Source organism: Sphingopyxis sp. MG, assembly GCF_002953155.1.
Classification (GTDB): domain Bacteria; phylum Pseudomonadota; class Alphaproteobacteria; order Sphingomonadales; family Sphingomonadaceae; genus Sphingopyxis; species Sphingopyxis granuli.
On sequence record NZ_CP026381.1, the window covers coordinates 3,509,424 to 3,522,458 of the forward strand.

Genomic DNA, 13,035 nt, shown 5'->3' on the forward strand with positions numbered 1-13,035 from the left:
GGTGGGCGAGAAGAAGCCGCTTCGCGGCAAGCGCGATTTCTCCGCGTCTCCGCGGCTCCGCGTGAACCCGATTCAAACTCTCTGCGATCTCTGCGCCTCTGCGCGAATCTTCCCCAACCCTGCGCTCCTCCCGGCCGATTTTCGCCGCACCTCCCCCTCTCCACGCGAATCTCGAAACGCGCTCTTGTGTTGCATAACGGCAACACTATCTCTGTCGGCAAGAAAGGGGATCCTTTACATGAACCTCGAAAAATTCACCGACCGCGCCAAGGGTTTCCTCCAGTCGGCGCAGACGATCGCGATCCGCATGAACCACCAGCGGATCGGCCCCGAGCACATCGCCAAGGCGCTGCTCGAGGACAAGGACGGCATGGCCGCCGGCCTGATCCAGCGCGCCGGCGGCGACGCCGCGCGCGCCGTGCAGGGCATCGACGCCCTGCTCGCCAAGGTGCCCGCCGTGTCGGGATCGGGCGCGCAGGCCACGCCGGGGCTCGACAATGACGCGGTGCGCCTGCTCGATCAGGCCGAACAGGTCGCCACCAAGGCCGGTGACGGCTTCGTCACCGTCGAGCGGCTGCTGCTCGCCATGGTGCTCGCCGCGACGACCCCGCTCGGCAAGGCCTTCGCCGACGCCGGCGTGAAGGCCGACGCGCTGAACGCCGTCATCAACGAGCTTCGCCGCGGCCGCACCGCCGACACCGCGGGCGCCGAGGACAGCTTCGAAGCGCTCAAGAAATATGCCCGCGACCTCACCGAAGTCGCGCGCGAGGGCAAGCTCGACCCGGTCATCGGCCGCGACGAGGAAATCCGCCGCACCGTGCAGATTCTCGCGCGCCGCACCAAGAACAACCCCGTCCTCATCGGCGAACCCGGCGTCGGCAAGACCGCGATCGCCGAAGGGCTCGCGCTGCGCATCGCCAACGGCGACGTCCCCGACAGCCTCAAGGACCGCCGCCTGCTCGCGCTCGACATGGGCGCGCTGATCGCGGGCGCCAAATATCGCGGCGAGTTCGAGGAGCGCCTCAAGGGCGTGCTCGACGAGGTCAAGTCGGCCGAGGGCGAGATCATCCTGTTCATCGACGAGATGCACACGCTGGTCGGCGCCGGCAAGGGCGAGGGCGCGATGGACGCCTCTAACCTGCTCAAGCCCGCGCTCGCGCGCGGCGAACTCCACTGCATCGGCGCGACGACGCTCGACGAATATCGCAAATATGTCGAGAAGGACCCCGCGCTCCAGCGGCGGTTCCAGCCGGTGTTCGTCGGCGAGCCGACAGTCGAGGATTCGATCAGCATCCTGCGCGGGCTCAAGGAGAAATACGAGCTGCACCACGGCGTGCGGATCACCGACGGCGCGATCGTCGCCGCGGCGACGCTGTCGAACCGCTATATCACCGACCGCTTCCTGCCCGACAAGGCGATCGACCTGATGGACGAGGCCGCGAGCCGCATCCGCATGGAGGTCGAATCGAAGCCCGAGGAGATCGAGACGCTCGACCGCCGCATCATCCAGATGAAGATCGAGGAAGCCGCGCTCGGCAAGGAAAGCGACGACGCGTCGCGCGACCGGCTTGCGAATCTGCAGGCCGAACTCGCCAACCTCGAACAGCAGTCGGCCGAACTCACTCAGAAGTGGCAGGCCGAAAAGGAGAAGATCCACGCCGAGGCGAAGATCAAGGAACAGCTCGACGCCGCGCGCGTCGCGCTCGACCAGGCGCAGCGTGCGGGCGACCTCGGCAAGGCGGGCGAACTCAGCTACGGCACCATCCCCGCGCTCGAAAAGCAGCTAGAGGAAGCGCAGGCCGTCGCGGGCAATGCGATGCTGCGCGAGGAGGTCACCGCCGACGACATCGCCGCGGTGGTCAGCCGCTGGACCGGCATCCCGGTCGACCGGATGCTGGAGGGCGAGCGCGAGAAGCTGCTCGGCATGGAGGCGCATCTCGGCCAGCGCGTGATCGGGCAGGACGAGGCGGTGCGCGCGGTCTCGACCGCGGTGCGCCGCGCGCGCGCCGGGCTGCAGGACCCGAACCGCCCGCTCGGCAGCTTCCTGTTCCTCGGTCCGACGGGTGTCGGCAAGACCGAACTGACCAAGGCGCTCGCGCGCTTCCTGTTCGACGACGACAATGCGATGGTCCGCATCGACATGTCCGAATTCATGGAAAAGCACAGCGTCGCGCGGCTGATCGGCGCGCCCCCCGGCTATGTCGGTTACGAGGAAGGCGGGGTGCTCACCGAAGCGGTGCGCCGCCGCCCCTATCAGGTCGTGCTGTTCGACGAGGTCGAGAAAGCGCATGGCGACGTGTTCAACATCCTGCTCCAGGTGCTCGACGACGGGCGGCTGACTGATGGGCAGGGCCGCACGGTCGATTTCACCAACACGCTGATCATCCTGACCTCGAACCTCGGCAGCCAGGCGATCGCCGCGCTTCCCGACGACGCGCCGGTCGAACAGGCCGAACCCGCGGTGATGGAGGTCGTCCGCGCCCATTTCCGGCCCGAGTTCCTGAACCGGCTCGACGAGATCGTGCTGTTCCACCGCCTGGGCCAGCAGCATATGGGCGGCATCGTCGACATCCAGGTCGCGCGCGTGCAGAAACTGCTCGCCGACCGCAAGGTGACGCTCGACCTCACCGACGCGGCGCGCAGCTGGCTCGGCCGCGTCGGTTACGACCCCGTCTACGGCGCCCGCCCGCTGAAGCGCGCGGTGCAGAAATATCTGCAGGACCCGCTCGCCGACCTGATCCTGAAAGGCGAGATCAGGGACGGCGCGACGGTGAAAGTGGACGAAGGCGACGGCGCGCTGGTGCTGGCCCCGGAATAGCCGGGGCCGGCAGGCGGCTTATTGGCCGCTTGGGCGCCCGCGGCTCGCGTCGATGATGTCGCGGGCGCCGTCATTGCCCTCTGCGTCGAGGCGGCGCCATTCGGCGCGCGACTTGCAGACGCGCGCCTTGCGCACGAGCGATCCCGTAATGGCGATGCGCCGACATTCCTTGTCGTCGTCCGACACGGCTGTCGCCGCAACGGGTTTCGCCTCGGCGTCGGACTTGCCGCCCGATGCGGCCTGCGCCGCCGTTGCCGGGGAAAGGGCCAGAACAGCGGCCATCAGAAACAAGCGCATAATATCTCCATCCGACAAGCTGTCGTCATAGCGCGACTTTATCGCGACCGGCAGGGCGGCGCAAATCTATTCCACCGCCGCCCCGCCTGCCGTCAGCCGGTCGGTCGCCGCATAATAGCGCGCGATGACGTCCTGCTCCTCACGCGTCAGATGCGGGTTCCAGACGTCGAAGATCAGGACGGTGCGCGGCAGGTCGCTGTCGTTCCACGCTTCATGCTCGATCGTGTCGTCGAAGGCGAAGGGCACGCCTTCCACCCATTGCCGGGTTTCGCCGCCGACGCGAAAGCCGCAGCCGGGCGGCACGACCAGCGGCAAGTGGACCACCGCGCGCGTGTTGCTGACGCCGGTGTGCGGCGGGATGCGCGTATGCGGCTTGAGCAGCGAGAACATCGCGCTGGGCGCACGTGCGGGAATCCGCGCCCGGACGGACGGAATCGCATCGAGCGCCGCCGCCGTGCGCGGGCAGCGGTCGAGAACCGGCTGGTTCGGAACCCCGAACTCCCACAGGAAAATCGCGCTCCAGTCGAGATTATGGTCGAGCGACGTCCATTTATTTTCCGGCGTCCCCTTGTCCTGCCGCACATAGGCCTTGATCAGGTCGCCGGGGTCGGCGAGCAGCGCCTCCAGCTCTGCCCTGATGTCCGGGGCGGCCGCGGCCATGTCGGCGAACCACGGGAAATGCCGATCGTCGAAAAATTCGTCGGCAGGCAGGAAGGGATAATAGAGGCCCAGGCATTCGTTGCGATAGATGGGCCGCCCGCCCACGGCATGTTCGATGAACGCCCGCGCGCGCCGCCGCGCCGTCTGGTCGAGACCGTCGACGGCATCGCCCAGTTCCACCTCGATACCGGCGGCGATGCGGTCCCGCTCCGCGCTGCAATAGGCGATCGCATGGTCCAGCACCGGCTTCAGATTGTCGGGAATGGGCGTCATGGCGCGGATCATGTGCAGCACGCCTTCCCACGAGACGATGGCGTCGCGAGTCTCCTTCGTCCGTTCGAGCAGCTCCGCCATGCGGATCAGCGCCGACAGGTCGTGCAGGTCGAGGTCGAGCGCCGATTGCAGCGCCGCGCGCTCCCCCGCGTCATCGCCCTGCTCCCGCCGCGCATGGGCGAGGTTGCGCCACAGCCCGCCGCCCTTGGGATCGAGCGCCACGGCCTGCTCGAACAATTGCTCGGCCGCCTTGAAATCGCCGGCGCGCATCGCGGCGATGCCGCGGCTGTTAATGTCCCGGACATCGGGTGTGGCAATGCTGGTCATGCGAGCAGGACTAGGCAGGTTCGGTACCCGCGACAAGAGGCAAGCTTGCGGGCGAAGCGGGCTTGGGGCATGGAATCGCCATGGCCGCCGCCCCGCCCCCCGATCTCCACTTCGACCCCGCGGACCCCGCATGGTTGGCGCATCGCTATGACCGCGCCGGGGACGCCGTCCGCTATCGCCATGTGCCGCGCGCGCGGCATGGCGAAGGGCCGTTCCTGACCGACGAGCTGGTCGGCGCCGCGCCCGAAGTGGACTGGCCGCGCGCGCGGGCCGTCGCGGCGGCGCGGCTGGCGAGCGGGCCGATCCATTTCCTGTTCCATTCCGCCTTCTGCGCCTCGACGCTGTTGACGCGAGCGCTGGATATAGAGGGCGTTTCGATGGGATTGTCGGAGCCCGTGCTGCTGAACGATGTCGTCGGCATCCGCCGCCGGGGCGAGATGCCGCCGCCCGAAGTCGCGCGGCTGATGGACGATGCGCTGCACTTGCTGGCGCGGCCCTGGGACAAGGACGGGGAGGAAAAGGGCGGGGCCGTGGTCGTCAAGCCGTCGAGTATTCTCAATCCGCTGGCGCATCTGATGCTGTCCTTGCGGCCCGATGCCGGGGCGATCCTGCTCTATTCGCCGCTGCGGCCCTTTCTGGTCGGGGTGGCGCGCAAGGGGCTGTCGTGCCGCCTGTGGGTCCGCAAGCTGCTGGAAGGGCAGATTACCGATCAGGTGATCGACATGGGGTTCGACGCGCGCGATTATTTCGGCCTGACCGACTTGCAGGTCGCCGCCGTCGGCTGGCTGGTGCAGCATCGCATCTTTGCCCAGTTGATCGCCACGCACGGCAAGCGCGTGCGGATCATCGACAGCGAAAAGCTGCTCGACCGCCCGGCCGAGGCGCTGGCGGCGGCGGGAGCCCTGTTCCGCCTGCCGATCGACGCGGACGCCGCCGCCCGCATCGCGAGCGGCCCCGCCTTCACGCGGCACAGCAAGTCCGGCGACCGCTATGACGCGCAGGACCGGCTGGCCGAACGCGCCGCCGCCGAAAAAGCCTATGGCGAGGAAGTCGATGCGGTCATGCCATGGGCGGCCGCCGTAGCGGATAATGCGGGGATCATGTTCGACTTTCCGGCGCAGGGGCTGTTGTTGCGCTGACGCCGGGCGGCGGGCAGGACACATCGCTCCTCCCCGGAACGGGGAGGTGGCAGCCCGCAGGGCTGACGGAGGGGTCGAAACCTCTCGTTCTGATGCACCGTCCCGACCCCTCCACCGCTTCGCGGTCCCCCTCCCCGTTCCGGGGAGGAATTTTTTGGCAAAAAAAGGGGCGGACCCGAAGGTCCGCCCCCGATTTTTCAGTCTGTCCGTCCGATCAGAAGCGGAGGCGGGCAGAAACCGTGTAACGGCGACCCAGCGCGTCGTAAGTCGACGGGAAGGTGTTGCCGCTGTTGTAAGCGGTCGAACCGGCTTCACCACCAACCAGCGGCGGCTTCTTGTCGAACAGGTTGTTGACAGCGAGGACGAGCGTCACCGTGTCACCGATCGACCAGCGGGTCGTCAGGTCGAAATAATCATGCGCCTTGATGCGGCCGAAATCGACCTGCTTGCCAGCAAGCGTGCCGACGTCTTCGTCCAGCGTGCCCGCGAACATGCCGGTGCCGTCATATTTGGTGCCGCCGATGTGGCGCCACAGCACCGAAACATCGACCGCATCGAACGCCAGCGTCGTGCGCAGCGACCAGTTCCATTCCGGAATCGGCTGGCCACAGTCGGCCGAGTAATAGCCGACGCAATCGAGCGGGACGGACATCGGATTCGACTGGAACACCGACTTTTCAGTCCAGTTCAACATGCCGCTGAAACGCAGATCGGCAAAGCCGATGTCATGCGCATAGTTCAGCGACACGTCGATACCGCTCGCTTTGATCTTGCCGAGGTTCGAGCTGTAGAGCGGCAGGCCCTTGGTTTCCGAATATTCGCCGCTGAGAGCGCCCGCGCTGTCGCTGCGGTCGATCGACGTACAAGCCTCCGACTGGGCGGCACCGGCCGCCGGAGTATAGGTCAGACGACCATAGGCATTCGTTCCCGTCGGATCGCCGAAGCAGGCCGTGATGGCGTCGCCCGGCACCGGCGCGGAAATCGCCTTGGTGATCTTGATGTTGTAATAGTCGACCGTCAGCGCGAGCCGCGGAATGAACGACGGCTCGATCACGGCGCCGACCGTCCAGGTCGTGCCCACTTCCGGCTTGAGCGCGGGGTTGCCGCCGCCGGTATAGTTGGCCTGGCCCGACGTCGGAACCATGATGGTGTCGACCGTGGCGGCCGTCGCGCCCTGCGCAAGGCAGACCTCGCGCAGCGTCCCGGTCGGCACGTCACGGATGACGTTGAAGTTGCCGTCGCGCGAGGCGCAGGGATCGTCCGCCAGGTTGGTCAGGTTCGTGTTGATCGGCGAGAACAGCTCTTTGATGTTCGGCGCGCGAACCGCACGGGCATAGTTGCCGCGGAACTTGATGTCGCGAACCGGCGTCCAGCTGCCGCCGACTTTCCACGTCGTCGTGTTGAAGCCCGGCTTGCCGGCCGTGTCGACCGTGTAGCTCGAATAGCGGATGCCGCCTTCGATGGTCAGGTCTTCGAAGAAGGGCTTGTCCTGAATCAGCGGAACGATGAGTTCGCCGAACGCTTCATAGACGTCATAGCCGCCGCTGATGTTCGGAGACGCACCGCCGGAACCGCCCAGATCGCCCGCCGCAGCGAGCGTATCGGACTGCTGCGAAGCGGTGTAACGACGATATTCGCCGCCGACCGCGAAGGCGATCGGTTCGCTGCCGAGCGGGCTGGTGAAGCCGACGTCGCCGCTGAGCGTGCCGCGAACTTGCGCCATCGACACCTTGGTGCGAACCGTCGAATTGTCGCTGAGGAAGTCGATCGCCTCCGGCGTCCAGGTCGCATTGCCGGTCGGACCGAACCAGTCGACAGGAACGCAGCCGGCAGCCGTGCCGCTGAAGCAGCTGTCGGTGGTGTTGGCCATCAGGCTGTCCTGAACGCGCGAGTTCAGCGTGTAGCCCTGAATCGTCTGGATATTTTCCGATTGGCCGTAGCTACCGAAAACGTCCCAGCTGAGCGAGCTGCTGAGGTCGCCGCGGAAGCCGAGACGATAGTCGAACAGCGTCGTGTCATAATCGCTGATACGCGGACCGACTTCGACCGCGCGGCGCGAAATAGCCGTGCGGACCGTCTGATAGCCGGGCCGATAAGCGGGGTTGGCAATGGTCGCTTCCGGGTCATCCGGATCGGGGATGCGTGCAGGCACCGACGGATCGGACGCATTGGCCGCCAAAGCACAGGCAGCCGCCGAGATGCCGTTGGCGGCGCAGAAGCTGTTACGGACCGAATCCGACAGGAACGGATTGTTGAGCGGCAGATTGACCGGCAGGCCGAACGCGCCCGACGGCGCGATGATGGTCGAAACCGTCTGCTTCGAGAAGATACCGCGCGTATAGACTTCGACGCTGTCCGAAACCTCGTAATTCGCGGCGGCATACATGTTGAAACGCTGGAACGGCGTCTGATAGACGTTCAGCGGGTTATAGTTATAGGGAATGACCCCGCCGCCGATGTTGAACGACTGACCGTCGGGATTGAGCTGCGGCGAGCCCAGGCCGGGCAGCGAGAAACGCGTCGGAACCGACGTGCCCGAACCGCCGGCGCCGCCGTCGTCGGAAAAGATCGCGACTTCGCCCCAGGGACGCGAGCCCTGATAGACGGCGTCCGATTCCTGATAACCGATACTCAGCACGGCGTTGCCGCGACCGTCATCGAAATTGGCGCCGATCGTCACGTCGGCACGGAAGCTATGCCCATCGCCGCGTTCGGTGATGCCGGTCGACAGATTAGCTTCGACACCGGCGAAATTCTTGCGCGTGATGAAGTTGACCACGCCCGCGACCGCGTCGGCGCCATAAGTCGTCGAAGCGCCGCCCGTCAGGACGTCGACGCGCTCGATCAGCGCGAGCGGAACGTTGTTAAGGTCGAAACGGCCGCCGAGTTCGGCGGGAACGATGCGAACACCGTCCAGCAGGACGACGTTGCGGTTCGAGCCCATGTTGCGCAGGTTGACGAACGACGCACCGCCGTTGCCGTTGTTGACCGCCGAGCCGATCGACGGGGTGACGCCCGGAAGCTCGCGCAGCAGCTCTTCGGCGACCGAGGCCTGACGCAGTTCCATCGCGTCGGCACCGATGACCGACACCGGCATGGCCTGTTCGAGGTTGGGGTTGCGGATCAGCGTGCCGGTCACGACGATTTCCGAGCTGCTGGTCGCGCCTTCGTCCTGCGCATAGGCAGGAGCCGAAACGAGGGCGACGCCGAGCACCAGCGGCGCAGCGCCCAGCTTCAGCTTCGAATATTGGGTTTTCTTCACAGTGCAGTCCCTTGCTCTGATGGATCGAGATACCCGGGCATACACGGCGTGGACGATTCAACGCCCCCGCATAGACACCCCGATAGCGTGCGGGATGGCCGGTCATTCATCTGGAGTAAAGGAAATTCCCGGCGCTTTCTGCCGTTTCGCCAGCGATTGTGACGTATTTGCAACAACCCGGAGACGCCGCGAAACACTATGCGCCGGGGCGGCCGCTTTGCGTTATTTTGTTTCAACGGTTACGATTTTGCGGCCCGGCTCCCGTTGGTCAGCGCTGCATCGGACCCGCGAGCGTGCCGGGGTCGAGCCGCGCGCCGCGCCACATCAGGCCCCAGTGCAGATGCGGCCCCGTCGCGCGGCCGGTCCGGCCCACCGTTCCCAGCACCTGCCCCTGCGCCACCCGGTCGCCGACCGCCACGTCGAGCCGCTCGCAATGCAGGAAGGCACTGTTGAGGCCCATGCCGTGGTCGACGATGAGCAGATGCCCTTCGAGCGTGAAGGGGACCGCGGCCGCCAGCACAACGATGCCGGCGGCGGGGGCGTGGAAGGGGGTGCCGGTGGGCACCGCGACGTCGGTGCCGCTGTGATAGCTCCCCGGCTTGCCCTGATAGACGCGCTGCGATCCGAAGAAACCCGACAGGCGGCCGGTCGCCGGCCAGCGGAACGTCTGGCGCCAGCCGTCCGAATCGGCCTGCACCGCGCGCGCCGCGCGAATCTGCGCCAGCTCGTCGGGGCGCCGCCGCTCGAACTCCGCGTCGCTCGCCGCGCTGCCGCGCCAGGGTGCGTTGACATGCTCGATCCGCCACTGCCCCGCAGCGACCGCCAGCGTCCGTTCGACCCGGCGCCCGTCGGACAGCGTCGCGACGAGGCGCTGGGTCGCGGGCGCGTCGCGGTCGAAGGCGACCAGGAATGCCCCGTCGGCGGCGAGCTCCACCGCTTCGCCATCGAGCGCCAGCGCGCGCGTGCCGCCGGGCGCTTGCCCGATCAGCGCACCGCCCTGGATGGCGGTACCGCGAAAATGGAAATCGGCGGGCCCGGCGACGGAAGGCGGTGGGGCGGGTGTCGTCGGGACGGGCGCTTCAGGCGCAGGCGGTCGCGGAGATGGGGCCGGCGGCGCGTCCTCCGCCACCGGAACGCAGCCGGCGACGGCGATCACGCCAAGCAGCGACAGGAAGACCGGGCCCCGGGGCCGCGCCCCGCGTGCCGTCATGCGCCGGGCACCGCGTCCAGCATCGCCCGCGTCGCGATTGCGGCGCTCGCATAGGGTTCCTGCCGCGCCACCGACCAATAGCGCAGTTCGTCGAGCCCGATCGGCGCGCCGCTGACCGCGCACAGCACATGGTCGCCGGGCGACAGGGTGCGAAAGCCGTTCGGGCCGTATTGCAGGCGGGCGAGGCGGTTGCGGCTGGCGATCAGCATGATTCGATGTCCGTTCGAGCGTAAATCATGGCAGAGCTTATAGCAGCTCCGGCCCCGGCGGCCACCCCCGCCGCCGTCAGAACAGCTCGCCCTGCCCGCGTCCGGGCGCAGCGGGCGGCGGCTTGCGGGCGGGTTTCGGCGCGGGAGGCGGCGGCGCTCCGTCGGCCGCCGCCTGCACCGGCACCTCGCCATCGGCGAACTGGAGCCGCAGATGCCCTGCCGCGCGCGCGCCGGCCGCGGTCGTCACGATCGTCCCGCCGGCATCGCGCACCATCGCATAGCCGCGCGACAGCAGCGCGCGCGGGTCGAGCGAGGCGAGCAGCCGCGCCAGCCCCGACAGCCGCGCCCGGTCGCGATCCCATGCCCGCGCCAGCAGCGCCGGACGCAGCGCCGCCGACCGGCTCGCCAGCCGCTCGCCGACGACCGCGAGCCGGTGGCGCTGACAGCGGTCGAGCCTGTCCCCGGCATCGTCGAGCCGCTGACGCTGCGGCGCATAGAGCGCCTCGCGCCGCGGCAGGTGCCGCGCCAGCGCAGTCAGCCGCTCGCCTGCCAGCCCCTGATGGCGATTCGCCGCGCCGAGCATCCGACCGCGCCACGTCGCCAGCTGCGCCATCAGCTCGGCACGCACCGGCACCGCCATCTCGGCCGCTGCGGTCGGGGTCGGGGCGCGCACGTCGGCGGCATAGTCGGCGAGCGTCACGTCGGTCTCGTGCCCCACCGCGCTGATCGTCGGGATGCGGCAATCGGCGATCGCGCGCACCACGACCTCCTCGTTGAACGCCCACAAATCCTCGATCGAGCCGCCGCCGCGCGCGACGATGACGAGATCGGGGCGCGGTATCGGACCGCCGGGTTCCAGCGCGTCGAAGCCGCGGATCGCGGCCGCAACCTGCGCCGCCGCGCCCTCGCCCTGCACCAGCACCGGCCAGACGATCACATGCGTCGGGCAGCGGTCGGCGAGGCGATGGAGGATGTCGCGGATCACCGCGCCGGTCGGCGATGTCACGACCCCGATCGTGCGCGGCAGGAAGGGCAGCCGGTCATATTTGCGCTCGCGGTCGAACAGCCCCTCGGCGCCGAGCCGCGCCTTCAGCTTCTCGAACAGCAGCATCAGCGCACCCTCGCCCGCGACCTCGAGCGATTCGACGACGAGCTGATATTTGGAGCGGCCGGGATAGGTGGTGAGCTTGCCGGTCGCGATCACCTCGATCCCGTCCTCGGGCCGGAAGGCGAGGCGGCCCGCCTGCCCCTTCCACATCACCATGTCGATCAGCGCATTGTCGTCCTTCAGGCAGGCATAGAAATGCCCCGACGCCGCGCGCTTGGTGCCCGACAGCTCGCCGCGAACGCGGACGCGGCCGAATCCATCCTCGACCGCGCGCTTGATCGCCGCCGACAACTGGCTGACCGTCATCGCGGGCGCGCCAGATGCCCCGGATGCCGCGGACGCATTGTCGCGCGCGCCTGCCTCGGCTAACAGCCGCGCGGGCGCTTCGCTGTCGGACGCCGGATCGGGAAAAGGGACTGCCATGAATATCCTGCTCATCGGGTCGGGGGGCCGCGAACATGCGCTGAGCTGGCAACTGGCACAATCGCCAAGCTGCGCCAAGCTCTATGCCGCCCCCGGCAACCCGGGGATAGAGGCGCACGCCGAATGCGTGCCGATTCCCGCCGACGACCTCGACGGCCTCGTCGCCTTCGTCCGGACGCACGCCGTCGACTTCGTCGTCGTCGGACCGGAAGCGCCGCTCGTCGCCGGCCTCGCCGACCGGTTGCGCGCGATCGGCGTCGCGGTCTTCGGCCCCTCGGCCGCCGCGGCGCGGCTCGAAGGGTCGAAGGGCTTCACCAAGGATTTGTGTGCGCGCGCCGGCATCCCCACTGCCGCCTACGCCCGCGCCACCTCGGCCGAGGAGGCGCTGGCGCTGCTCGACGGCTTTTCGATTCCCGTCGTCATCAAGGCCGACGGCCTCGCCGCGGGCAAGGGCGTGATCATCGCCGCGACGCGCGCCGAGGCAGAGGCGGCGATCGAGGACATGTTCGCCGGGGCTTTCGGCGGCGCGGGGGCGGAGGTCGTCCTCGAAGACTATCTGACCGGTGAGGAGGCGAGCTTCTTCGCGCTGTCCGACGGCACCGACGTCATCGCCTTCGGCAGCGCGCAGGACCACAAGCGCGTCGGCAACGGCGACACCGGCCCCAACACCGGCGGCATGGGCGCCTACAGCCCCGCGCCGGTGCTGACCCCCGATCTCGAGGCGCAGGTGATGGACCGCATCGTCCGCCCGACAGTCGCGGCGCTCGCCGCCGACGGCACCCCCTATGTCGGCGTGCTGTTCGCCGGGCTGATGCTGACCGACACGGGGCCGCAGCTCATCGAATATAACTGCCGCTTCGGCGACCCCGAATGCCAGGTGCTGATGATGCGCTTTCTCGGCGATTTCGCCGGATTGCTCCACGCCGCCGCGACCGGCGGCCTCGCCGACGCGCCGCCGCCGGCCTTTTCGGGCGACTATGCGCTGACGGTGATCATGGCCGCGAACGGCTATCCGGGCACCCCCGAAAAGGGCGGCGCCATCCGCGGCATCGCCGATGCGGAGGCGGGCGGCGTGCGCGTCTTTCACGCCGGCACCGCACGCACCGACGGCGCGATCGTCGCCGCCGGCGGCCGCGTGCTCAGCGTCACCGCGACCGGCCACAGCGTCACGGAGGCGCAGGCGCGCGCCTATGCCGCGGTCGACCGGCTCGATTTCCCGAGCGGCTTCTGCCGCCGCGACATCGGCTGGCGCGAGGTCGCGCGCGAGGCACGCTAAGGGGCTGTGCGTGCACCTCAGAGACAATTGTCA

9 protein-coding genes are annotated in these 13,035 nt (G+C 68.3%); 3 read left to right on the forward strand and 6 right to left on the reverse strand.

Translation table 11 applies throughout. From position 1 onward, the window contains the following. The first annotated feature begins 238 nt into the window (after positions 1-238). The gene (gene clpB, locus C3E99_RS16125) at positions 239-2,818 is read left to right on the forward strand and encodes an ATP-dependent chaperone ClpB (protein ID WP_104960124.1); all 2,580 of its coding nucleotides are present in this window, start codon (positions 239-241) and stop codon (positions 2,816-2,818) included. An 18-nt stretch (positions 2,819-2,836) separates the two neighbouring features. On the opposite strand, the gene C3E99_RS16130 is transcribed toward clpB, so the two are convergent. After that, positions 2,837-3,115, reverse strand: a complete 279-nt coding sequence (locus C3E99_RS16130; RefSeq protein WP_104960125.1) for a hypothetical protein — start codon at positions 3,113-3,115, stop codon at positions 2,837-2,839. A gap of 66 nt (positions 3,116-3,181) precedes the next feature. Continuing rightward, positions 3,182-4,375 carry an aspartyl/asparaginyl beta-hydroxylase domain-containing protein gene (locus C3E99_RS16135; RefSeq protein ID WP_104960126.1) on the reverse strand — a complete coding sequence of 398 codons (1,194 nt, stop codon included), beginning with the start codon at positions 4,373-4,375 and terminating at the stop codon, positions 3,182-3,184. Between the two features lie 80 nt (positions 4,376-4,455). On the opposite strand from C3E99_RS16135, the gene C3E99_RS16140 reads away from it, so the two are divergent. Beyond that, positions 4,456-5,514, forward strand: coding sequence for a hypothetical protein (locus C3E99_RS16140; RefSeq protein ID WP_104960127.1), 1,059 nt, complete (start codon positions 4,456-4,458; stop codon positions 5,512-5,514). Between the two features lie 214 nt (positions 5,515-5,728). Here C3E99_RS16140 and C3E99_RS16145 read toward each other — a convergent pair whose 3' ends face one another. The 4 genes from C3E99_RS16145 to xseA form a co-directional block, all read right to left on the reverse strand. Next, the gene (locus C3E99_RS16145; protein ID WP_104960128.1) at positions 5,729-8,776 is read right to left on the reverse strand and encodes a TonB-dependent receptor domain-containing protein; all 3,048 of its coding nucleotides are present in this window, start codon (positions 8,774-8,776) and stop codon (positions 5,729-5,731) included. Positions 8,777-9,044: 268 nt separating this feature from the next. Continuing rightward, the gene (locus tag C3E99_RS16150; RefSeq protein WP_076077279.1) at positions 9,045-9,986 is read right to left on the reverse strand and encodes a M23 family metallopeptidase; all 942 of its coding nucleotides are present in this window, start codon (positions 9,984-9,986) and stop codon (positions 9,045-9,047) included. Further along, positions 9,983-10,195 carry a DUF2093 domain-containing protein gene (locus tag C3E99_RS16155; protein ID WP_067107269.1) on the reverse strand — a complete coding sequence of 71 codons (213 nt, stop codon included), beginning with the start codon at positions 10,193-10,195 and terminating at the stop codon, positions 9,983-9,985. Before C3E99_RS16155 ends, C3E99_RS16150 begins: the two co-directional genes overlap by 4 nt. Before the next feature lie 76 nt (positions 10,196-10,271). Then, entirely contained in the window at positions 10,272-11,726 is a 1,455-nt protein-coding gene (gene xseA, locus C3E99_RS16160; RefSeq protein ID WP_076077281.1) for an exodeoxyribonuclease VII large subunit, read from the reverse strand. Here xseA and purD point away from each other — a divergent pair. Next, a complete protein-coding gene (gene purD / locus C3E99_RS16165; protein ID WP_076077283.1) occupies positions 11,725-13,002 on the forward strand; it encodes a phosphoribosylamine--glycine ligase in 1,278 nt (425 codons plus the stop codon). The two genes, xseA and purD, sit on opposite strands and share 2 nt — an antisense overlap. Positions 13,003-13,035: the final 33 nt, after the last annotated feature.

Excerpts from the sequence above, each read along its gene's own strand:
- clpB (WP_104960124.1), top strand. The coding sequence starts at position 239 with ATGAACCTCGAAAAATTCACCGACCGCGCCAAGGGTTTCCTCCAGTCG.
- C3E99_RS16130 (WP_104960125.1), bottom strand. The coding sequence starts at position 3,115 with ATGCGCTTGTTTCTGATGGCCGCTGTTCTGGCCCTTTCCCCGGCAACG.
- C3E99_RS16135 (WP_104960126.1), bottom strand. The coding sequence starts at position 4,375 with ATGACCAGCATTGCCACACCCGATGTCCGGGACATTAACAGCCGCGGC.
- C3E99_RS16140 (WP_104960127.1), top strand. The coding sequence starts at position 4,456 with ATGGCCGCCGCCCCGCCCCCCGATCTCCACTTCGACCCCGCGGACCCC.
- C3E99_RS16150 (WP_076077279.1), bottom strand. The coding sequence starts at position 9,986 with ATGACGGCACGCGGGGCGCGGCCCCGGGGCCCGGTCTTCCTGTCGCTG.
- C3E99_RS16155 (WP_067107269.1), bottom strand. The coding sequence starts at position 10,195 with ATGCTGATCGCCAGCCGCAACCGCCTCGCCCGCCTGCAATACGGCCCG.
- purD (WP_076077283.1), top strand. The coding sequence starts at position 11,725 with ATGAATATCCTGCTCATCGGGTCGGGGGGCCGCGAACATGCGCTGAGC.
- xseA (WP_076077281.1), bottom strand. The coding sequence starts at position 11,726 with ATGGCAGTCCCTTTTCCCGATCCGGCGTCCGACAGCGAAGCGCCCGCG.